This window comes from Pseudomonas oryzihabitans, from assembly GCF_006384975.1.
Taxonomy (GTDB): Bacteria; Pseudomonadota; Gammaproteobacteria; order Pseudomonadales; family Pseudomonadaceae; genus Chryseomonas; species Chryseomonas psychrotolerans_B.
Genome location: NZ_CP021645.1, coordinates 1934990 through 1955999, shown reverse-complemented (window position 1 = coordinate 1955999; position 21010 = coordinate 1934990). Strand labels below are relative to the sequence as shown.

The window sequence follows — 21010 nt, the reverse complement described above, 5'->3', positions numbered from 1 at the left end:
GCGTCTATCGGTGACCAACGGGTCGCGGCTCGTGGCAAAACAGGGCCGCAAGCCAAGGCCTAGGCCGTGACCCTGCGGTCAGAGCAGAGGTGGTTGAGCGGGCTTTGGTCTTGGGACTTGGCCACTGCCCAAGGGAGGGAGCGGAGGGAATACTCGCCGGTCAGTACCGACGAGCGGTAGCGACACCCCCGGCTGGGTAGCCACTCATGCGGCGTGATCCGTCCGTTACGGCGAGCGAGGGCGCAGGAGCGTGGCGCTAGGTCGGGTCGGACGGATCCTGTTCGGCGAACAGCTGCGCGCCGGTCAACTGGCGGGTCTGGTTGCTGAAGCAGTACCAGGCGGGTTTCGCGTCGGTGAAGACTTCGCTGGTCAGGGTCCAATCCGGGCCGTCGCCGAGCAGACCGACGGGGATGGCGTAGTAAGGTTTGGTCTTGAGTCGGTAGAACAGATGGGTGCCGCAGTGGCGGCAGAAGCCGCGCTCCGCCCAGTCGGACGAGGCGTGGATGGCCAGGGCGTCACCGCCGCCGATGATGGGGGGCAGCGCGCATTCCGCGACCAGCAGCGGGCCTCCGCCCCAGCGGCGGCAGGTCTGGCAGTGGCAGGCCGATACCTCGGTGCTGTCGGGGCGGCAATCGAGCTGGACGGCGCCGCACAGGCACTGGCCGTGGCAGGAGAGGGGAGTGGACAAGGCGCTATCCTCGCAAGGGGCAGGGGAATCTGGAGGATAGTCGGGAACGCGGAACAAGGACGGAACGACGCTCCCACACGGTGCGGGAGCGCCAGCGGGATCAATCCTCGCGGCTGGTGACTTCCACCAGGTGATAGCCGAACTGGGTCTTCACCGGACCCTGGACCTGGTGCAGCGGAGCGCTGAACACCACGGTGTCGAATTCCTTGACCATCTGGCCCGGGCGGAAGGTACCCAGGTCACCGCCCTGGCGGCTAGACGGGCAGCTGGAGTTGTCCTTGGCCACCTGGGCGAAGTCGGCGCCCCCTTCGATGGCGGCTTTGAGTTCGTTGCACTTGGCTTCGCTGGAAACCAGGATGTGGCGGGCAGAGGCTTTGGCCATGGGATGACTCCTGTTGAATTGACCGGCGAGCCTACCCCAATCGCCCTGGCAAGCAAACTGCCGTCCGTTCTTCGGCTGGCCACCCATCTGACTTGCACCCCGTGGCCAGGCCGGGTACATAGCGCTTCCCTGTTTCGGATCGGCTTGCATGTCTCGTTTCCTAGCTGTTTCTCTCCTGCTGACCGCTGGCCTGCTGAGCGACGTCGCCCTGGCGGCAACCCCTGCGGAAGCCCAGTTGCTCGGCCTGATCAACGCCTACCGCGCCGCCCCCCAGGGTTGTGCCGGTGCACGCGCTGCCGCGCCATTGGCTGCCGATAGCCGGCTGGCGGCCGTGCGCCTGACGGGTCGTGACCGATTGCAGAGTGACCTGCGCGCCGTGGGCTATCAGGCCGCGGCGGTGCAGGTGATCATGCTGGCCGGCGCGCCCACCGCCCAGGCGGCCATGGCCGGCTTGCGCCAGCAGTATTGTCGCCCGCTGGCCAGCGCCGACTACGCCCAGATCGGCGTGAGCCAGCAGGGGCCGCGCTGGCAGCTGGTGCTGGCGCGCCCGGTGGTGAGCGCCGGCCTGGGCAATTGGCAGACCGCCGGCCAGGCGGTCCTGGCCGAGGTCAATCGTGCCCGCGCCCAGGGTCGTACCTGCGGCACCCGCCGCTTCGCCGCGACTGCGCCGCTGCGCTGGAATCCGGCCCTGGCCAACGCCGCCCTGGCGCACAGCCAGGACATGGCCGGGCGTGACTACTTCTCCCACACGGCGCCAGGTGGCGGCACCGTAGCCGAGCGGGTGGCCAAGCAGGGCTATGGGTGGACCCGCATCGGCGAGAACATTGCCGCGGGCGCCGGCTCGGTGGCCCAGGCCATGCAAGGCTGGCTGGCCAGTCCGGGGCACTGCGCCAATTTGATGAATCCGGAATTCACCGAGATGGGCGCGGCCTATGCCTTGAATCCGCGCAGCACCCATAGTCTCTACTGGACGCAGGTGTTCGGTCGGCCGCGCTAGGCCTGGTATTCGGCGATCTCGATCAGGTTGAGATCCGGATCGCGCACATAGACCGAACGGATCGGCCCCCTGGCACCGGTTCGGTCCACCGGGCCTTCCACGATCGGCCAGCGTTCGCGCTGCAGATGGGCGATGACTGCCGCGAGCGGCTGGCCGGCGATGAAGCAGAGATCGAGCGCGCCCGGCACGGGCAGGTGGGCCTTGGGTTCGAATTCCCGGCCGCGCTCGTGCAGGTTGATCTTCTGGTTGCCGTATCTCAGCGCCTTGCGTCCCGCGCCGAACACCTCCAGGCGCATGCCCAGCACCCGGGTGTAGAAGTCTTCGCAGGCGGCGAGGTCCACGGTGGTCAGGACCAGGTGATCCAGGTGATCGATCAGCATGGTGGTCTCCGCGATGGGACTGGTTTTCCACTGTGCCAGTCCCGTGCCTGCACGGCCATCATTTGCCGTGGGCCTCGATCCTGTTTGTTCCTGGCTCACCTGGTCGAGCAGCATGGATAACCTTGAGCGTGCAACGAACGAGCTTCGACGAGCCTGCGATTGGTCTCGGATTTCGACGATGTCAGGCCAAGGCATAGCCGAATCGGCCAACCGGCATAACGCGCAGCGCGCCTCGGTAGCCTGGAGCTAGTGTGGTGTTTCAGAAGTTCGCGCAAGAATTGGCGAGTGATTTTTTGACCTGGGCTAGGCGCCGCGACGAGTCATAGCAGGGCTATGGCGAGGAATGGCAACAACGCCAAGGCCGAAAAAGCGCCGCCAAAATTGTGCAGGTAATTTCTGAAACACCACACTAGCTTGGCTGTTCGTCCTGACCCGACTGAGCTTCTTTGCAGTGCCCTAGCGTCTCGTACTGGTCAGTTGCGGGGTCAGGAAGGACTGGCGGAAATATTCGCGGAAGGCCTGCATCGCGGGCGTCAGCTCACGCTCTCGGTGCCAGGCCAAGCCCACGCTCATCGGGGGAACCGGGTCAAGCAGGCTCAGCGTCTCGATGCGTTTACCTTCCAGCGACCAGGGACGGTAGACCAGGTCGGATAGGATGGCGACGCCGGAGCCATTGGCGACCATGCTACGAACGGCTTCCACTGAACTGGTGCGCAAGATCACCCGCGGCTCTTGCCCACTGGCGCGCCAGTAACGCATGGAGGACTCACCGGCTTCGTCGACCGTGAGCATGATGTACGGCTGAGCGGCGACATCGGCCAGGTTTACCGCAGGTTGCTCGACCAGAGGATGGCGCGCTGGCAGCCAGAGCCGGCGCGTCGAGCTGAAAAGGGTTTCCGCGGCGATCTGCGGCTCGGTCAGGTTGCCGGTAAGCACGACGGCCATGTCGTAGCGGCCGTCGAGCAGCCCCTGCTCGATATCCACCCGTTCCCGTTCGTGTAGATGCATGTGCAGGTCCGGATACCACTGCGCCAGGCGTTGCAGGTGGTGCGGCAGGAAATAGCCCATCACGGTGTAACTGGCGGCCACGTTCAAGCTGCCGTTGAACTGGGTGTCCGGCAATGGGCTGTTCAGCGCGTCATCGACGCTACGCAGGATCGAATAGGCGTGGTTGAGGAAGTGCCGACCGTTATCGGTCAGCGTCATGCCCTGGGCCGTGCGCGTGAACAAGGCGGCGCCGAGCAGATGCTCCAGTTCCTGGATCGCGCTGGTGATCGCTGATTGCGAGATGTGCAGGTTCGCCGCCGCTTGGGAAATCTGTCCGATCTCGGCGGTGGCGACGAAGTAACGCACCTGACGCAGGGTGAAGGCCATAGGACTGCTCGGCTAGGTATCGATTTTTCCGAAACTACTCTATCGGATAATAAATCTACCCAATACCACCCCTGCGACTTAACGTCACTGCACTGACCTTGCACCTTCGAAGACAGAGGCCACGCGGTGATGAAAACAGTCGATCTCAATTCCGACATGGGTGAAGGTTTCGGCCCCTGGACCATCGGCGATGGCGTGGATGAGGCGATCATGCCGCTGATCAGCAGTGCCAACATCGCCACCGGTTTCCACGCCGGTGATCCGAACATCATGCGCCGTACCGTCGAGCGGGCCCTCGAACTTGGCGTCGGTATCGGTGCCCACCCCGGCTTCCGTGACCTGGTCGGCTTCGGCCGTCGGTACCTCGACGCGCCCGTCACCGAGCTGATCAACGACATGCTCTACCAGCTCGGCGCCCTGCGTGAGTTCGCGCGCCTGCATGGCGCGGAGCTGCAGCACATCAAGCCGCATGGCGCCTTGTACATGCACCTGGCGCGAGACGAGCGGGCCGCCCGCGAATTCGTCGAGACGCTGCAGCGTGTCGATCCGCAGCTCCTGTTGTTCTGCATGCCCGGTTCGGCCACCTGGCGCGTCGCCCAGGCGTTGGGCCAGCCGACGGTACGCGAGTTCTACGCTGATCGCGATTACGACAACAGCGGCTCCATCGTCTTCATCCGCCGAGTCAAGGCGCTCGACCCTTGGGAGGTTGCCGCCAAGGTGCTGCGGGCTTGCCAGAAAGGAGTCGTGCGGACGGTCGAGGGTGACGACATCGAAATCGCCTTCGATTCGATCTGTATCCACAGTGACACCCCCGGCGCACTGGCGCTGGTCCAGGCGATCCGAGCGGCCTTGCAGGACGCTGGCATCACCATCAAGGCGCCGCACTGAGCGCCCCCGCACGACGGGATCCCCCTTGTTGAATCTGCCATCCGCACATTGGAGCAATGAGGAACAGTCATGACTGAACATAACGTGCAGTCGCCCTTGCCGGGCACCTTCTACCGCAAGTCTGCGCCGGACGCCCCGGTCTATGTCGAGGTGGGTCATTGGGTCGAACCCGGCAGTGTGATCGGACTGATCGAGGTGATGAAACAGTTCTCCGAAGTGCTCGCTGAGCGTGCCGGTACCCTGCAGGCCTTCTTGGTGGAAGACGGCGATCCGGTCGAGCCGGGGCAGGCACTCGCGACCATCAGCGTCGACGCGTGAGGGCCTGAACATGCTGAAGAAACTGCTGATCGCCAATCGTGGCGAGATCGCCGTACGCATCATCCGCGCGGCGCGAGCCTTGGGGATTCCCACCGTTGCGGCATGCAGCGAAGCGGATGCCGATTCACTGGCGGCGCGCCAGGCCGACGAAGTACGGATCATCGGTCCGGCCCGTGCCGACCGCAGCTACCTCAATGCCGAGGTCTTGCTGCAGGCGGCGCGGGATAGCGGTGCGGACTCGATCCACCCCGGCTATGGCTTCCTCTCCGAGAGTGCCGCCTTCGCTCAGACGGTGGTCGATGCCGGACTGATCTTCGTCGGTCCGGATGCGCAGACCATCCGCCGCATGGGCGACAAGGCCGAGGCGCGGCGTACTGCGATGGAGGCCGGTGTGCCGGTGGTGCCGGGCTCGCCGGGTGAGCTGGAGGACCTCGAGTCGGCATTGCGCTGTGCGCAGGAGGTCGGCTATCCGTTGTTGATCAAGGCTTCCGCCGGTGGTGGCGGGCGTGGCATCCGCATCGCCCAGGATGCCGATGACCTGCGCCGCGAGTTCCCGATTGCTCAGCGCGAGGCGCAGGCGGCGTTCGGCTCCGGTGCGGTGTATCTGGAGCGCTTCATCCACCGGGCGCGACACATCGAAGTGCAGGTCCTTGGTGACGGTGAGCGTGTCGTGCACCTGTTCGAGCGCGAGTGTTCGCTGCAGCGTCGCCGGCAGAAGGTCTTCGAGGAAGCGCCCTCGGCTGCGCTGAATGAGGGCCAGCGCGAAGCCCTCTGTGCGAGTGCGGTACGCCTGGCGCAGCGCCTGGGGTATCGCGGTGCCGGCACCCTGGAATACCTGTTCGATGAGCATAGCGGCGAGTTCTTCTTCATCGAGATGAACACCCGCATCCAGGTCGAGCATCCTGTCAGCGAGATGGTCACCGGTATCGATTTGGTGCAGGCCATGCTGCGCATCGCGGGTGGCGAGCCCCTGACGCTGCGCCAGGACGCCATCCGTTTACAGGGCGCGGCATTGGAGATGCGCATCAATGCCGAGGATCCGGCGCGCAACTTCTTTCCCTGTCCGGGAGTTGTGGAAAGTCTGGGTTGGCCGCAGGGCGAGGGCGTGCGGGTGGACAGCCACCTGTATCCCGGCTATCGCGTGCCGCCGTACTACGACTCGCTGTTGGCGAAGATCATCGTCCATGGCCGGGATCGCGCGGAAGCGTTCGCCCGAGCCCGGCAAGCGTTGGAGAACACCGAGCTGACCGGCATGGCGACCACCCTGTCGCTGCACCGCTGGCTGCTGGCCGATGCGCGCGTTCAGGCGGCGCGGTTCGATACCGGTACCTTGGAAACCTGGCTGGCCGAGCGTTCGGCCACCGCGGAGGTGTGAGATGCATGAGCAGATCCGTTACAGCTTCGGCGGCGACGAGCACCTGTTCGCCGAGGTCGCCGAGTCCATGTCGCTGGCGGCGTTCTTTCGTGGCATGGCCGTTACCCGCGCTATCGAGCAGCAGCGGATTCCCGGTGTGCTGGACGTCTGCCTGGCCAACGCCTCGTTCCAGGTACGTTTCAATCCCGACTTGATCGCTCCGCAGGCGCTGCTCGACCAGGTGCGCGAACTGGAAGCGCTGGCCACTACCGAGCGGCGCATCCAGACGCGGATCATCGAGATCCCGGTGCTGTACAACGACCCCTGGACCCACGAGACGCTGATGCGCTTCCGTGACCGTCATCAGGACCCGGACTCCACCGACTTGGAATACGCGACGCGGATCAACGGCTACCGAGACACTCGGGCATTCATCGAGGCGCACAGCGGCACGCCGTGGTTCGTCTCCATGGTCGGCTTCGTTGCCGGCCTGCCGTTCATGTACCAGATGGTCGAGCGCGAGCGGCAGTTGCAGGTGCCCAAGTACCTGCGGCCGCGCACCGACACGCCGAAACTGACCCTCGGTCACGGCGGCTGCTTCGGTTGTATCTACTCGGTACGAGGCGCCGGCGGCTACCAGATGTTCGGCGTCACCCCGGCGCCGATCTACGACCCGCGGCAGAGCCTGGGCTACCTGAAGGATTCCATGGTGTTCTTCCGGGCTGGCGACATCGTCCAGTTCAAGCCGATTGATCGTGCCGAGTATGACCAGGCGATCGCCGCCGTGGAGGCGGGTAGTTTCGATCTGCGTATTCGTCCGGTCGAGTTCGACCTCGACGCTTTCCTCAACGATCCCCAGGGCTGCAAGCAGCGCCTGCAGGAGGTGCTTCATGTCGCTTAAGGTACTCAAGCCCGGACTTGCGACCTCGGTGCAGGATGGCGGCCGCGAGGGTTACTACCACCTGGGCATCCCGCCGTCCGGGGCGCTCGACCAGTATGCGTTGCGCGCAGCCAACCTGCTGGTGGGGAATCCGGCCACGGCGGCGGTGCTCGAATGCACGCTGCTCGGCCCGCAGTTCGAAGTCCAGCGCGACGCCTTGGTAGCCATCTGCGGCGCGGCCATGACCCCACGCCTGGATGGCGCCGAGATGCCGCTGGACACCGCCTTCCGGGTGCGTGCCGGGCAGGTGCTGGGCTTCGACTTCATCAAGGCGGGCGCCCGCGGCTATATCGCCATCGATGGCGGCATTGCCGTGCCGCCAGTGCTGGACAGCCGCTCGACCTATGGCCTGGGCGCCATCGGCGGGTTCAACGGTCGGCGCCTCCAGGCCGGCGACGAGTTGCCGCTGGGCGAACCGAGCGGACGCGGGCGCGAAGGCCTGGGGCTGCCGCGTTCGCTGCAGATCGACGTCGGCGGTGAGGTCAGTCTACGAGTGCTGCCTGGCCTTTATCACCACCGCCTGACGGCGCAGGCCGCTGAGCGCTTCTTCGCCGACACCTGGACCGTCGGTTCCGAGGCGGATCGCACCGGATACCGTTTCAAAGGCGGCACACCAATGGTGTTCGAGCCGCGCGAGCAGCCGTTCGGCGCCGGCTCCGATCCGTCGAACATCGTCGACGCCTGTTACCCGATCGGCTCGATCCAAGTACCTGGCGGACTGGAGCCGATCATCCTGCACCGCGATGCGGTGTCCGGCGGCGGCTACGCCACCATCGGCACGGTGATCAGTCCGGATCTCAATCTCATGGCCCAGATGCAACCCAACCAGAAGGCCCACTTCGTCGCCATCACCCTGGAGGAGGCCCTGGCGGCGCGCCGTCGATACAACCAACAACTCGAAAAACTCCATCGCTTCTTTCTTGCCTAGCCAATAAAACGCCGCGGCGGTACGACACCGGGTGGTTCCCCTGAGGGCGCCGCCATGGCGTCCTGCTGCCGCTCGCCACCCTAATCTTGCGGAGCAACCAAGATGGCAAGTCTGTCGCAGCATCCCGAGGTCGACTCTTCCGTTCCCCATCTTCCCAGCCATGCCCGGATGGGCCGGCTTTCCCTGAGCATGGCCTGGTGGGCCGTGTGCAGCGCCATGTTCTACATCGTCGTTGGCGCCTCGCTGGCGCTGGCCTACGGTGCCCGCAACGCCATCTTCGGCATGGTGCTGTCGGTGCTCTGCTACGGGCTGATCAACGCGGTGATCAGCCGCTATGCCATGCGTACCGGGCTCTCCGTGGCCTTGTTCTCGCGGGTGCTGTTCGGTTCGCTGGGCGCCTCGCTGGCAACCTTGATCTTCTTCTCCACGGCCATCTACTACGCCGTATTCGAAGGCTCGGTGATCGCGGTGGCGCTCAATCACCTGTATCCCGGGGTTTCCTACTCGCTGGCAGCGCTGCTGGTAGTGGTGTACAGCGTCCCGCTGATCTTCGGCGGCGTACAGCATTGGCTGGATCGCTTCAACGGCGTGCTGCTGCCGTTCTACCTGTTCGGCCTGCTGGCAGCGGTGGCCTTGTCCATCGGCGAGTATGGTTACCAGCCCCAGTGGCTGGACTTCGGCCCGGCGCAGCCGCCGGCAGGAGGCTGGTGGAACTGCTTCAGTGCCTACATGGGCGTCTGGGTATTGATGATGTTCACCTTCGATTACGCCCGCTTCGGCAGGCCGGAAGACGCTGCCTGGCACGGGCGCTGGAACTTCGGCATGCCGTTCTACCTGGTGACCTTTCTTCTCAACGGGATGGCCGGCATCTACCTGGCCAGCAGCATTCCGCGGGATGGCGCGCTCAGTGAGGTCACCGTGTTGCTGGCGATCCTCAAATTGATGGGCCTCTGGGGATTGCTGTTCGTCTGGGTGACACAGACGCGGATCAACACCGCCAACTACTACCTGGCGACGGTGAACATGCAGGCGTTCTTCGGCGAGGTGTTCCATTTGCGCGCGTCCAGACTGGTCTGGGCCCTGGTTGTCGGGGCGGTGGTCTATGCCCTGATGCTGGCCGATGTCTTCGCCTGGCTGCTCAAGGCCTTGGCCTGGCAGGGCGTATTCGTGGTGGCCTGGGTCGGCGTTGCCCTGGCGCACATACTGGGAAAGGTGCCGTCATCGTCAGATGAGCCGGCCCGACTGAATGGCGTCGGCCTTGCCGCTTGGTTCTGCGGTGCGCTGCTGGGTTTCGCGCTGATGGAAGGGGGCCAAAGTCTGCAACCGTTTTCCGCGCCTTTGACGTTCTTGCTGTCGGCGGGAATGTACGCCCTGTTGCGCCGGAGACGCGTGGCGTTGCCTGCCACTACGTCGGGCTCATGAAAACCCAGCTTGATTGATGGTTTCGACCAAGAAGTGGCGGCGTCATAGCTCTATGTTCGCCGCCTCAGCCATCACGCTTCATAGCGAAGCTATGGCGAGGAGTGGTGACTCCGCCTGCGCTGAAAAGCGCCAGCAAGAGATTGTCCAGTCAACGTTGAACTACCTCCCCAGCACCCGGGTGTAGAAATCCTCGCAGGCGGCGAGATCCACGGTGGTCAGGACTAGGTGATCCAGGTGATCGATCAGCATGGTGGTCTCCGCGATGGGACTGGTTTTCCACTGTGCCAGTCCCGTGCCTGCACGGCCATCATTTGCCGTGGGCCTCGATCCAGCGTTTGAGCTGATCGATCTCCTTTTGTTGGGCCTGGATGATGTCCTCGGCCAGCTTGCGCATTTCCGGGTCCTTGCCATGCTGGAGTTCATAGCGGGCCATGTCGAGGGCGCCCTCATGGTGGGCCAGCATGCCCTTGGCGAAACCCAGGTCCGGGTCCTTGGCCTTGAGGCCTTCTTCCATGCCCTGATGCATGGCGTCCATGCTTTTCTGCATGTCCTGATGGGCCTGGTGAGTGTCTTCGGCGGCGCTGGCGGTACCGCTCGCCAGCAGGGTGAGGGCGAGCAGGGCGGTGGGGATGGTGATACGCATGGGGGAGGCTCCTGAGAAACTGACGAGATCGAGGCTAGAGCTTGCCTCTGGGGCAAGGTCAACCGCTGCGCTGTTTCTGTCCGAGCCTGGGACGACTAAAAGGTTTCGCGATGTTTTGTCGCAGTTCCGGGATTTTGGTCCAGGCTTGGATCGATCCAAAAAGCGCCACCCATCAGCAGCTTGGGTGCCGGGCTCGGAATCCTGGCCCATAGCGGGGCACCCCTGGGCGGTTGTGGTGGTCCGAATCGGCAGCGTAGAATTTTTACTACATCCACTATCAATCCTGACCTACGGCAATCTTCTCGCTCGCGGCGTTCTCCTCCGCAGGCGGGCCAAGCTTTTGCTCGTGGGTTTTCGTCGTCGATTCCGCGCCGCGGAGTCGCTCACCCCTCCCGCTCTGGAGTAGAAGATCTCCCATGGATGCTACCGCCGAAGCCCGGAAACCCAGTTGGTCCGGCGTGATCGCCCTGGCCCTGGCCGCCTTCATCTTCAACACCACGGAATTCGTCCCGGTGGCGCTGCTCAGCGACATCGGTCGCAGCTTCGACCTGCGTCCGTCGCAGGTCGGGCTGATGCTGACCATCTATGCCTGGGTGGTCGCCCTGATGTCCCTGCCGATGATGCTCGCCACCCGTTCCATCGAGCGGCGGCGCCTGCTGGTGTTCGTCTTCGTCGTCTTCATCGCCTGCCACGCGCTGTCGGGGGTGGCCTGGAGCTTCGAGGTGCTGGTGGCCAGCCGGATCGGCATCGCCTTCGCCCATGCGGTGTTCTGGTCGATCACCGCCTCGCTGGCCGTACGCATCGCGCCGGCCGGCAAGCAGACCCAGGCGCTCGGCCTGTTGGCCACGGGCACCTGCCTGGCCATGGTGCTGGGCATCCCGCTGGGCCGGGTGCTCGGTGAATTGCTCGGCTGGCGCTACACCTTCCTCGCCATCGCTGCCCTAGCCGTGGGTACGGTGATCTGGCTGGCGCGCAACCTGCCGCTGTTGCCCAGCGAGAATTCCGGCTCCCTGGCCAGCCTGCCGGTGCTGTTTAAGCGCCCGGCATTGTTGTGCATCTACCTGCTCACGGTGCTGGTGGTGACGGCTCACTTCACCGGCTACAGCTACATCGAGCCCTTCGCCGTGGAAGTGGCGGGCATGGGCGGTATGCAGATCACCGCCTTGCTGCTGCTGTTCGGTGGTTCCGGGGTGATCGGCTCGCTGTTGTTCAGCCGCTACAGCCTGAGATTCCCCAATGGCTTCCTCATCACCGCCATTGGCGGCATCGCCTTGTCGCTGCTGTTGCTGCTGCCGTTCGCCTGGAAGGGCTTCCTGCTCGAAGGGCTGAGCGTGGTCTGGGGCATCGCCATCATGAGCTTTGGCCTGGCGCTGCAATCCAAGGTGCTGGCCCTGGCCAAGGACGCCACCGACGTGGCCATGGCGCTGTTCTCGGGTATCTACAACGTCGGCATCGGCGGTGGCGCCCTGCTGGGCAGCGTGGTGGGCACCCATGTCGGCATGCCCTACATCGGCCTGGTGGGGGGCGGCCTGGCGGTCGGCGGCCTGCTGTTCGCGGTGTTCATGACCCGGCGCTACGCCGAGCAGCTCAACGCCAATCCGCTGTGATCCCTGGGGGGCGTCTCGCGTTGTCGAGGCGCCCCAGGCAGCGCGACTCGAGGGTCGCGAACTGTCTGCTCGGCCGCTCCCCGCAGCCATGGAGCGGCCCGGGACGACGCGCTAAGCTGCGGGTCACCTGGCGCTTTGGCCAGGCTGCCGGATGCGCCCGTCATGAATCGACTGCTGTTCAATCTCTTCGTCTGGGCCAAGGTGCCCATCGCCAAGATCGCCGGCCTAAGGCTGCGGCAGCTCGATGCCGCCGGCTGCCAGATCCAGGTGACACTTGGCTGGCTGAACCAGAATCCCTTCAAGAGCATGTTCTGGGCGGTGGAGGGCATGGCGGCGGAATTTTCCACCGGCATGCTCGCCGACCTGCACATCCGCCGCTCCGGCAGTCGCTTCGCCATGCTGGTGGTGGCCCTCAACGCGACCTTCACCAAGAAGGCGGTGGGCACCATCGTCTTTCGCTGCGACCAGGGCGAGGCCATCGCCGCCGCCCTGCGCGTGGCCCGGGAGACGGGTGATCCGCAGGTGGTGCAACTGCGCAGCGTCGGCATCGATGAAAGCGGCGATCAGGTCGCCGAATTCTGCTTTACCTGGAGTTTCAAGGCGCGGTCGCCGCTAGGGATGTCCCAGTAGGAGCGGCCGCATCAGCAGACCGCCATGGTCGCGATAGGTTGGGTGAAAATACGTGCGGCGTGGTCCATGGGCAGGGCGCTGCGAAGGGTGGATAAGGCTTGGCCGTTATCCACGCTACGCGGCTGATCGCGGCCATGGGCCGCTCCTACGGTTACTGCGGTGCCTGTGGTGGACGAACCGCCATGGTCGCGATAGGTTGGGTGAAAACCGTGCTGCGTGGTCCATGGCCAGGGCGCTGCGAAGAGTGGATAAGGCTTCGCCGTTATCCACGCTACCTGGCTGCCGGCTTCAGTCGGCGAATCCCGCGTGGCCTAGCGCCCGAAGCGCCCACCCCGGCGCTCGCCACGCCCCTGGCGCCGTCCACCCTTGCCCTGACCCTTTTCCTGGCCACGCGGACGGCGGCGGCGCGACAGCTCGCGGGTGATGGCCTCGTTGAGCAGGTCGCGATGATCCTCGCCGCGTTCCAGGGCGGGAAACAGCTCCGGCAGGCTGCGCGCCAGGTGCAGATAGGTCTCCACCACGTGCAGGGCGCTTTCCAGGCCGGCGAGATCGCTGCCCAGGGGAACGCGCGGCAGGTCCACCGGCTCGCCGCGGGCGACGCTGCGCAGCCAGCGCTGGGCCTGACCGCTGGCCGGGCCCTCCAAGCCGCCGCGAATCGGGGTGCAGGCGAAGATCCAGCGCAGGTGGAAGTCGATGCCAGGCAGGTCGATCAGCTTGATCCACTCGGCCAGTTCGTCGGGCAGTACCGAGACGAAGGCGTCGCCGTAGTTGATGTTGCGGTTGAAGGTCAGCCAGGTGCGCAGCAGGCTGGGTTCTTCCATGAACTCCGACAGGGCGTGCAGGTGTTCCAGGCTGGGTCGTACCTGAAACTGATGCAGGTCTACCGGATCGTCCGGGCTGTGGAACAGCCGCTTGATATTGCGCAGCACATGGGGCGCCAGCGCGGTGATCTCGCCCTCGGCGTGATGACCGAAACGCCCGGCGCGACCGCCGATCTGCTTGACCTCCTGTACCCGCAGCGGGCGATTCTCCACCCCGTCGAATTTCTCATCGGTGTAGAAGCACAGGGTATGGGCGGGCAGGTTGAGGCCCATGCCCACCGCGTCGGTAGCGACCATGATTTCGGTCTCGCCTTCGCGGAAGCGTCGCGCCTGTTCCCGGCGCACCTCCGGCGAGAGGGCGCCGTACACCACCGAGACCCGGCGTCCGGCCATCTCCAGCATACCCTTGAGTTCCAGCACCACTCGGCGGCTGAAGGCCACCAGCAGCGAGCCCGGCTCCAGCCGTTCCAGGGTGGTGGCGTGGCGCGCCACCGTGACCGGCGACAGGCGCTTGGTGGGTTTGATCTCCAGGCGGTCCTCGCACAGCGTGCAGAGGGTCCGCAGCGAGGGTTCGATCAGCGCCGGACCGGTCATCAGCAGGCGCGGCGTCTGGGCGCTGACCAGAGCATCGACCCAGGCCCAGCCGCGTTGCGGATCGGCCAGCATCTGCACCTCGTCGACCACCACCACCTCCCATTGCTGGCGGCGGAAACGGGCGAATTCCTCCACGGTGCAGCAGAAGTGGGTGGCGCCCGGCCGGATGATCTCTTCCTCGCCGGTGACCAGCGAGCAGGGCACCCCGAGGGACTCCAGGCGCTCCTGGTTTTCCAACGCCATCAAGCGCAGCGGCGACAGGTAGATGGCATGGGTCACCGCCGCCATCGCCTCGATGGACCTGTGGGTCTTGCCGCTGTTGGTGGGGCCGAGCAGAGCGGTCCAGGTGCGGGTCAGGCGCCGGGCGGGATAGTTCTGGTGGTACTGGGCGAAGCGTGGATTGTTCTCCAGCAACACGGCGAAGGCCATCTTCTCGCGCTGCTGTTCCACCGCCTGGCGCAGGGCCAGGCGCAGCTTGCCCGTCTCCAGGCGCATCAACTCCTGCAGCCGTGGCGTGCCGAGCTGGTGCAGATCGAAATCCAGGGCATCGGCCTCGCCCACCAGCACGGCGAAGCGCTGGCGCAAGTCGCCTTCCGCCTCGGCCTTGAGCGCGACGACATCGGCGTCACTGAGCAGACGACCCTGGTTCGCTGCCAGGCGCCGGGGGATTTCCAGGCGGATGTCGTCGTGGCTGAGCACCACGTTGAATCTCAGCTCGTGGCGCGTTTCGTTGAGGACCTCCACCGCCCGCGACAGGAAGTCGTCCAGGCGGATCAGCGCCTGGGGCACCCGTTCCAGCACTCGCTGGCGATCTTCCGCCGCCATCTCCGCGAAGGGCCCGGCCAGTAGCGCAAGCCGCTCCCGTACCGCCGCGCCCAGGCGCTCGGCCACCGCCGCTTCGAAACCGGCCGCCGAATCGCTATCGGCGAGATTCAGCGCCCAATGGGCTTCGAGCAATTCGCTCGCCGCGCCGCCGGTAAAGAGTTTCTCGCTGCCGAAGACATCCACCGGGTAGCCGAAGGTCTTGCTGACGCTGAGCAAGGCCTGGCCCAGCAGGGTCTCCGGCTCGGGCGTAGTGCCGTTGGCCACCGCCGCGGACTCGTCGAGGCCCAGCCAGAAGGTCTTGGCGATCCGGCCGAGGTGCGGAAAGGGATAGCCCGCATAGGGCTTGAACCACTGTTCCTGATGCTGTTGCTTGGCGACGAAATCCGGATGGGTGCGGCTGGCCCAGTCGATGAAGCGCTGCAGGCGCTCGAGACGGCGTTGCTTGCGTAGGCGGTGATCGCTCATGCGAGAAGACGACTTCCTGTGGCGGGACTATAAGGGATGGGACCGCATTCCGGCCCCTGGGGTCACCGCGGGCCGCGCCATTGGGCAGTTGTGGGGCACCGGAGCGAGGTTTGCGCAGTCTCCATGAAGACGGTGGCCCTCGCCACCTCCTTCCGTTCCACCTGTTTTGGATCACGCTACCCACATGACTTTTCTCGTCTGGGTCGGGGTATTGGGATCGCTATTGATGATCCTTGCCCTGACCTCCGCCTATCTACGTTGGCTGCCGGTGACTACCTCGGCCGTCTGTCTGGTGTTCGGCATGCTCATCAGCCCCATCGGGCTGGGCCTGGCCGAGGTCGATTTCCAGCAATCGGCCACCTGGATCGGCCATCTCACCGAGGTGGCGGTGCTCTTTTCGCTGTTCGTCAGCGGCCTCAAGTTGCGGCTGTCCTTCCACCGCTCCGCCTGGCATGGCGCCTATCTGCTGGCCGGGCCGGTGATGATCCTCAGCATCGCCGGGGTCTGCCTGGCGGCCCACTACGTGCTCGGCCTGCCCTGGGGCGTGGCCCTGCTGATCGGCGCCATCCTCGCGCCCACCGACCCGGTGCTGGCCGGCCTGGTGCAGGTCAACCACGCCCAGGATTTCGACCGGGTGCGCTTCGGCCTCTCCGGTGAGGCGGGGCTCAACGATGGCACCGCCTTTCCCTTCGTGCTGCTGGGGCTGCTGCTCTTGCAGCACGGCGAACTGCAGTGGGGCTGGACCCTGGAGTGGTTCCTGAAAAGCGTGGTCTGGGGCGTACCGGCCGGGCTGTTGCTGGGCTACGCCATGGGCAAGGGGGTAGGGCACCTGATGATCTACCTGCGCATCCGCCACGGTGACAGCACGATTTCCCCCAACGACTTCCTCGCCCTGGCGCTGATCGCCCTGTCCTATGTACTGGCCGACGAGATCGGCGCCTTCGGCTTTCTCGCCGTGTTCGCCGCCGGGCTGGGCCTGCGCCAGGCCGAGGTCAAGTCCTCGGGGCATTCGGAAACCCCTTCCGAGCAGCTGGCGCAACCGGTGATTGGCCATCTCACTGGGGCCCCGGAACAGGCCACCGTGGCCCGTGCGGATGACATCGAGGAGCCCAAGATGGCCGCCGGGGTGATGATGGGCGACATGCTCGCCTTCGGCAGCCTGGTGGAGCGCTCCTTCGAGGTGCTGCTGGTGACGCTGCTGGGCGTGGTGCTCATCACCCACTGGGATAGCCGCGCGCTGCTGTTGGGCGCCTTGCTGTTCGTGGTGATCCGGCCCCTGAGCGTGGCGACCATGCTGCCCTTCACCCGTATCGACCGCCTGCAGGGCGGGCTGATCGGCTGGTTCGGCATCCGTGGGATTGGTAGCCTGTATTACCTGTGCTACGCGCTCACGCACCACGTCACGGCCGACTGGGCGGGTACCATCGTCGACCTGACTCTCTCGGTGGTGGCCCTGAGCATCGCGGTTCATGGCGTTTCCATCCAGCCGCTGCTCGACCGCTACGAGCGCCTGACTGCCCGTCGCGAGGGATCGGCGAGACCCTGAGCCGCCTTGCGACCCTGACCTGGAGGACGCATGTATTACGGCGAACGGCTCAATGCCTGGACCCATTTGATCGGAGCTCTACTGGCCCTGGCCGGTGCCATCGTGCTGGTGGTGCTGGCCAGCCTGCAGGGTGATCCCTGGCGGATCGTCAGTGTGGCCATCTACGGGGTGGCGCTGGTGATCCTGTACAGCGTGTCCACCCTCTATCACAGCGTGAAGGGGCGGGCGAAGCGCTACCTGCAGAAGCTCGATCACCTGTCTATCTACCTGCTCATCGCCGGCAGCTACACGCCGTTCTGCCTGGTGACCCTGCGCGGTCCCTGGGGCTGGACGCTGTTCGGCATCGTCTGGGGGCTGGCGTTGATCGGCATGCTGCAGGAGATCAAGCCGCGCTCCGAGGCGCGCGTCCTGTCGCTGGTGATCTACGCCACCATGGGCTGGATCGTGCTGGTGGCCGTGGGACCGCTGCTGGATCGCCTGGGCAGCGCCGGTTTCACCTGGCTGGCGGCCGGTGGGGTGCTCTATACCGTCGGCATCCTGTTCTTCGTCTTCGACGACCGCTTTCGCCATTGGCACGGCATCTGGCATGGCTTCGTCATGGCCGGCAGCGCGCTGCACTTCGTCGCCATCCTCAAGTACGTCTTGCCACCCCACTAGCCTGCGGGGCTCGTCACAGATAGGGCGGCCTATCGCCATCTGGCGAGAACCTCAGGGCTCGGGGTGGTTCAGAGCTAGCTGAATGACCCCTCGTGCAGCGCTTTCCACAGAACGAAAAAAACAGGAAGGTGAAACGTGTTCATCCGTCCCAGAGCTCTCGTCTTGCTGCTGGTGCTCGCCTGCACCGCCTGCCAGGATAAGGACGCCAAGATCGTCGCGGCGCCGGCCAAGAAGGAAGCCAGCTTCGAACAACGTGGCAAGGCCTCCTTCTATTCGCGCAAGTTTCATGGCAAGGAAACCGCCAGTGGCGAGACCTTCAACAACAACGAACTGGTCGCCGCCCACAAGACCCTGCCGCTCGGTACCCGGGTCAAGGTGACCAACCTGGAAAACGATCGCGCCGTCATCGTGCGCATCAACGACCGCGGCCCCTACATCCGCGGTCGCATCATCGACCTGTCTCGCGCCGCGGCCCGGCGGGTGGACATGGTCGACGATGGCACCACCGCGGTGAAGGTGGAAAAGCTGGAGTAGGGGCCTCACAGGGCCCAGATGACCCTGTCCTTGCCCTCGCGCTTGGCCAGATAGAGGGCTTCGTCCGCACGCCGCAACAGCTCGCCCAAGGAGTCCTTCACCTGTAGCTGTATCGCACCGGCGCTGAAGGTGATGGACTGCTGCTCGCGTTGCGCCAGCTTGGCTCGCAAGCGGTCCAGGATTTCGCTCAGCTGGGGGGCGCTCAGCCCTATCGCCAGGATGCCGAACTCCTCGCCGCCGAGCCGTCCAACAACGAGCGCCGGATCGAGATTGCTCATCTCGTCGGCCAGGGCGACCAGCACCTCGTCACCCCCTTGATGCCCATGGCGATCATTGATGCTCTTGAAGTCATCCACATCGAGCATGACGAAATGACAGGGTTGTTCGCCGCTGTTGCCGATAGCGGCTTCCAGTTGTTCCAACAGCTTGCGCCGGTTGGCGATCCCGGTGAGGGCATCGGTTTCCGCCAGAATGCGATAGCGCTCCTTCATGATGAAAGTACGCCGCATCCAGTTGCTGTTGACGTAGTTGTAGGCGATACCGATGGCCAGCGTCGTACCGATCAGCATCCACACCAACTGCCTGGGCATGGTGGCTGGAGCCAGGTAATCCTGACCGACGAAGAGAATGAACCAGGCCCCGGAGAGGGTGATGAGGTAGTCCTTGAGCCTGTAGGTCAGGCCACAGGTACCCAGGGTCGTCAGGATGGCGATTGGGAGATTCCAGTAGTGGCCCAGCGCCCCACCATCGTTGATCTCTATGCGAAAGGCGAAGGCGAGCGCCCAGATATTGCCGGTGAAGGCGATATTCATCATGCGCGCGCTGCGCGCCAGACAAAGCAGTGCCGTCACGGCCAGCAGCAGCACCATCACGGCGAAATAGCGGGGCTTGAAGGGACTGCCGATAAGCGGGTTACTCAGCAGGCTCAGGGGAAAGATCAGCAGAATCAGAGGCTGGAGTACAAGGAGGGGAATCCGGAATATCCGTCTGACATGCCGCTCGTAGCGAATTTCATCGTTCATCGTAATCTCTGAACTACTCGCGCGCTGTCGGCGAAAGGGCGGGGTAGGGAAGTTGAAGCAGCATATCGACTCTGGCTGGCAATACTTTAGTGGCTAGATGCCATTATTGTAAAACTAGAGCCCCAGGCTAGAGCGGTTGGCGGATGCGGCGTGGACTGTATGGCTGGCTGGCCTGGGTGCTGTATCTGGCCGGGTTTGACAACGGGTATGAGAATGGGGGAAACCTCCCAACCTCGAGCAGCGCCCCATGCACCTCGCCATTCTTACTTTCGACGGCTTCAACGAGCTGGATTCGCTGATCGCCCTGGGCATTCTCAACCGCATCAAGCGCCCGGACTGGCGGGTATCGCTGATGGCGCCCACGCCCTGGGTGACCTCCATGAACGGCGTGCGCCTGGAACGCCAGGCTGGCCTCGAGGACCTGGCAGAGTGCACCGCCGTGCTGGTGGGTAGTGGTCGCCGCACCCGCGAGATCGTCCAGGACGAGGCGCTGATGGCGCAACTCGCCGTGCTCGATCCCGCTCGCCAGCTGATCGGTGCCCAGTGTTCCGGCACCCTGCTGCTGGCCCGGCTCGGCCTGCTGGATGGTGTGCCCGGCTGCACCGACCTCACCACCAAGCCCTGGGTACAGGAGGCCGGCATCGAGGTGCTGGAGCAACCCTTCTTCGCCCGTGGCAATCTGGCCACGGCCGGCGGTTGCCTGGCCTCCAGCTATCTGGCGGCCTGGGCCATCGCCCGCTTGGTGGGACGCGACGCGGCAGTCGAGGCCCTGCATTATGTGGCGCCGGTGGGGGAAAAGTCAGACTATGTGGCTCGGGCACTCGGCAACATCGATCCCTATCTCAGCCACCAACCTCTGGAGGTCACTGCCCCATGCTGAAGATCCTCGGACGGATTTCGTCCATCAACGTGCGCAAGGTGCTCTGGTGCTGTGACGAACTCGGCCTCGCCTACGAGCGCGAGGACTGGGGCGCTGGTTTTCGCTCGGCGCAGTCGGCCGAATACCTGCAATGGAACCCCAACGGGCAGATCCCGGTGCTGCTGGATGGCGATTTCGTGCTCTGGGAGTCCAACAGCATCCTGCGCTACCTGGCCAATGCCCATGGCGGTGAGGCGCTGTATCCGCAGGAGGCCCAGGCCAGGGCGCGGGTCGATCAGTGGTTGGACTGGCAGGCCAGCGAACTCAACCCGGCCTGGAGCTACGCCTACCTGGCGTTGGTCAAGCAGCAGCCGCCAGAACCCGATCCGCAGCGGCTGGCGGAGGGCGTCACCGCCTGGAATGGCCGGGTCGCGGTGCTCGAAGCCCATCTGACGCAGCACGGTCCCTATGTGGCGGGCGCCACCTTCAGTCTGGCCGACATCGTCCTCGGCCTGTCGCTGCACCGCTGGCGCAGCACCCCGATGGAGCGCATCGCGGCGCCGGCCATCGAGGCCTATCTCGACCGCCTGGCCACGCACCCGGCCTGGGCCTGCTATGCGAGCGATGCCACGCCCTGAGCAGCCCGCTGGCGAGCACCAGCGAGCGCCGGCAGGCAGCGCTTTCAGATCAGGCGAAGACGAAGTACTTGCGCACCGTCTCGACCACTTCCCAGGTGCCCTTCATGCCGGGTTCGACGACGAAGATGTCGCCGGCCTTCAGGTGGATGGGCTCCTGGCCGTCCGGGGTGATGATGCAGTAGCCCTCCTGGAAGTGGCAGTACTCCCACTTGACGTACTCGACGCGCCACTTGCCGGGGGTGCAGATCCAGGTGCCCATGATCTTGCTGCCGTCGTCGGAGGTGTAGGCATTGAGGTTGACGGTATGGGGGTCACCTTCGATGCGCTCCCACTTGCAGGCATCGACCACGGGCATGGGTTGGGTATCGCGCAGAACGGTGATGGGCGGGTTGGCCATGGCGGCTCTCCTGATGATGGAAGCCGCCAAGGGTGAGGGCTCGCCCGGGAGTGAGGTTGTCCAGGGTCGACCTCTACCGGTGCATTTGCGCTATTCGACCG

22 protein-coding genes and 1 pseudogene are annotated in these 21010 nt (G+C 65.0%); 14 read left to right on the top strand and 9 right to left on the bottom strand.

All coding sequences use genetic code 11. The features are described 5' to 3' along the window. Positions 1-256: 256 nt before the first annotated feature. Together CCZ28_RS08620 and CCZ28_RS08615 are read right to left on the bottom strand one after the other, a co-directional pair. Positions 257-688, bottom strand: coding sequence for a GFA family protein (locus CCZ28_RS08620; protein WP_140217456.1), 432 nt, complete (start codon positions 686-688; stop codon positions 257-259). Positions 689-788: 100 nt separating this feature from the next. After that, positions 789-1070: a peptidylprolyl isomerase gene (locus CCZ28_RS08615; RefSeq protein WP_007160531.1), complete on the bottom strand. Its 282-nt coding sequence runs from the start codon at positions 1068-1070 to the stop codon at positions 789-791. Positions 1071-1218: 148 nt separating this feature from the next. On the opposite strand from CCZ28_RS08615, the gene CCZ28_RS08610 reads away from it, so the two are divergent. Beyond that, positions 1219-2067, top strand: coding sequence for a CAP domain-containing protein (locus tag CCZ28_RS08610; RefSeq protein ID WP_140217455.1), 849 nt, complete (start codon positions 1219-1221; stop codon positions 2065-2067). On the opposite strand, the gene CCZ28_RS08605 is transcribed toward CCZ28_RS08610, so the two are convergent. Both CCZ28_RS08605 and CCZ28_RS08595 read right to left on the bottom strand, forming a co-directional pair. Then, positions 2064-2444, bottom strand: a complete 381-nt coding sequence (locus tag CCZ28_RS08605; protein ID WP_140221310.1) for a VOC family protein — start codon at positions 2442-2444, stop codon at positions 2064-2066. The two genes, CCZ28_RS08610 and CCZ28_RS08605, sit on opposite strands and share 4 nt — an antisense overlap. 459 nt (positions 2445-2903) lie before the next feature. Then, complete coding sequence (locus CCZ28_RS08595) at positions 2904-3821, bottom strand: LysR family transcriptional regulator (RefSeq protein WP_140217454.1); 918 nt, start codon at positions 3819-3821, stop codon at positions 2904-2906. Positions 3822-3950: 129 nt separating this feature from the next. Here CCZ28_RS08595 and CCZ28_RS08590 point away from each other — a divergent pair, with 129 nt between their 5' ends. The 6 genes from CCZ28_RS08590 to CCZ28_RS08565 all read left to right on the top strand — a co-directional run bounded on the left by CCZ28_RS08590 (position 3951) and on the right by CCZ28_RS08565 (position 9671). Next, a complete protein-coding gene (locus CCZ28_RS08590) occupies positions 3951-4709 on the top strand; it encodes a 5-oxoprolinase subunit PxpA (protein ID WP_140217453.1) in 759 nt (252 codons plus the stop codon). A 69-nt stretch (positions 4710-4778) separates the two neighbouring features. Further along, positions 4779-5027 (top strand): acetyl-CoA carboxylase, encoded by a 249-nt coding sequence (locus CCZ28_RS08585; RefSeq protein ID WP_140217452.1) that lies wholly within the window; start codon positions 4779-4781, stop codon positions 5025-5027. A gap of 10 nt (positions 5028-5037) precedes the next feature. Next, positions 5038-6402, top strand: coding sequence for an acetyl-CoA carboxylase biotin carboxylase subunit (locus CCZ28_RS08580; RefSeq protein ID WP_140217451.1), 1365 nt, complete (start codon positions 5038-5040; stop codon positions 6400-6402). A 1-nt stretch (position 6403) separates the two neighbouring features. After that, on the top strand, positions 6404-7282 hold the full coding sequence (locus CCZ28_RS08575; RefSeq protein WP_140217450.1) for a 5-oxoprolinase subunit B family protein: 879 nt from the start codon (positions 6404-6406) through the stop codon (positions 7280-7282). Continuing rightward, complete coding sequence (locus CCZ28_RS08570; protein WP_140217449.1) at positions 7272-8249, top strand: biotin-dependent carboxyltransferase family protein; 978 nt, start codon at positions 7272-7274, stop codon at positions 8247-8249. Before CCZ28_RS08575 ends, CCZ28_RS08570 begins: the two co-directional genes overlap by 11 nt. Before the next feature lie 102 nt (positions 8250-8351). Beyond that, on the top strand, positions 8352-9671 hold the full coding sequence (locus CCZ28_RS08565) for a purine-cytosine permease family protein (protein WP_140217448.1): 1320 nt from the start codon (positions 8352-8354) through the stop codon (positions 9669-9671). Positions 9672-9836: 165 nt separating this feature from the next. Here the strand turns inward: CCZ28_RS08565 and CCZ28_RS08560 are convergent. Both CCZ28_RS08560 and copM read right to left on the bottom strand, forming a co-directional pair. Then, positions 9837-9917 (bottom strand): annotated as a pseudogene (locus CCZ28_RS08560) (VOC family protein); the annotation flags it as partial. A 61-nt stretch (positions 9918-9978) separates the two neighbouring features. Then, entirely contained in the window at positions 9979-10314 is a 336-nt protein-coding gene (gene copM / locus CCZ28_RS08555; RefSeq protein WP_140217447.1) for a CopM family metallochaperone, read from the bottom strand. Positions 10315-10730: 416 nt separating this feature from the next. Between copM and CCZ28_RS08550 the strand changes: the two genes are divergently transcribed. Continuing rightward, positions 10731-11921 (top strand): sugar transporter, encoded by a 1191-nt coding sequence (locus CCZ28_RS08550; RefSeq protein ID WP_140217446.1) that lies wholly within the window; start codon positions 10731-10733, stop codon positions 11919-11921. A gap of 162 nt (positions 11922-12083) precedes the next feature. Further along, positions 12084-12551 carry a DUF4442 domain-containing protein gene (locus tag CCZ28_RS08545; protein WP_140217445.1) on the top strand — a complete coding sequence of 156 codons (468 nt, stop codon included), beginning with the start codon at positions 12084-12086 and terminating at the stop codon, positions 12549-12551. Between the two features lie 311 nt (positions 12552-12862). Here the strand turns inward: CCZ28_RS08545 and CCZ28_RS08540 are convergent, their stop codons facing one another. Next, positions 12863-15256: a DEAD/DEAH box helicase gene (locus CCZ28_RS08540; RefSeq protein ID WP_140217444.1), complete on the bottom strand. Its 2394-nt coding sequence runs from the start codon at positions 15254-15256 to the stop codon at positions 12863-12865. A gap of 184 nt (positions 15257-15440) precedes the next feature. Between CCZ28_RS08540 and CCZ28_RS08535 the strand changes: the two genes are divergently transcribed. The 3 genes from CCZ28_RS08535 (at position 15441) to CCZ28_RS08525 (ending at position 17993) form a co-directional block, all read left to right on the top strand. Then, positions 15441-16802, top strand: a complete 1362-nt coding sequence (locus CCZ28_RS08535; RefSeq protein ID WP_205894649.1) for a cation:proton antiporter — start codon at positions 15441-15443, stop codon at positions 16800-16802. 30 nt (positions 16803-16832) lie between these two features. After that, entirely contained in the window at positions 16833-17459 is a 627-nt protein-coding gene (gene trhA, locus CCZ28_RS08530; RefSeq protein ID WP_140217443.1) for a PAQR family membrane homeostasis protein TrhA, read from the top strand. 135 nt (positions 17460-17594) lie between these two features. Further along, positions 17595-17993 (top strand): septal ring lytic transglycosylase RlpA family protein, encoded by a 399-nt coding sequence (locus CCZ28_RS08525; protein ID WP_140217442.1) that lies wholly within the window; start codon positions 17595-17597, stop codon positions 17991-17993. Positions 17994-17998: 5 nt separating this feature from the next. Here CCZ28_RS08525 and CCZ28_RS08520 read toward each other — a convergent pair whose 3' ends face one another. Further along, entirely contained in the window at positions 17999-19015 is a 1017-nt protein-coding gene (locus tag CCZ28_RS08520) for a GGDEF domain-containing protein (protein WP_140217441.1), read from the bottom strand. 247 nt (positions 19016-19262) lie between these two features. On the opposite strand from CCZ28_RS08520, the gene CCZ28_RS08515 reads away from it, so the two are divergent. Both CCZ28_RS08515 and CCZ28_RS08510 read left to right on the top strand, forming a co-directional pair. Continuing rightward, a complete protein-coding gene (locus CCZ28_RS08515) occupies positions 19263-19895 on the top strand; it encodes a DJ-1/PfpI family protein (protein WP_140217440.1) in 633 nt (210 codons plus the stop codon). Further along, a complete protein-coding gene (locus tag CCZ28_RS08510; RefSeq protein ID WP_140217439.1) occupies positions 19889-20512 on the top strand; it encodes a glutathione S-transferase family protein in 624 nt (207 codons plus the stop codon). Before CCZ28_RS08515 ends, CCZ28_RS08510 begins: the two co-directional genes overlap by 7 nt. A gap of 49 nt (positions 20513-20561) precedes the next feature. Here CCZ28_RS08510 and CCZ28_RS08505 read toward each other — a convergent pair whose 3' ends face one another. Then, the gene (locus CCZ28_RS08505; RefSeq protein ID WP_140217438.1) at positions 20562-20909 is read right to left on the bottom strand and encodes a cupin domain-containing protein; all 348 of its coding nucleotides are present in this window, start codon (positions 20907-20909) and stop codon (positions 20562-20564) included. Positions 20910-21010 lie beyond the last annotated feature (101 nt).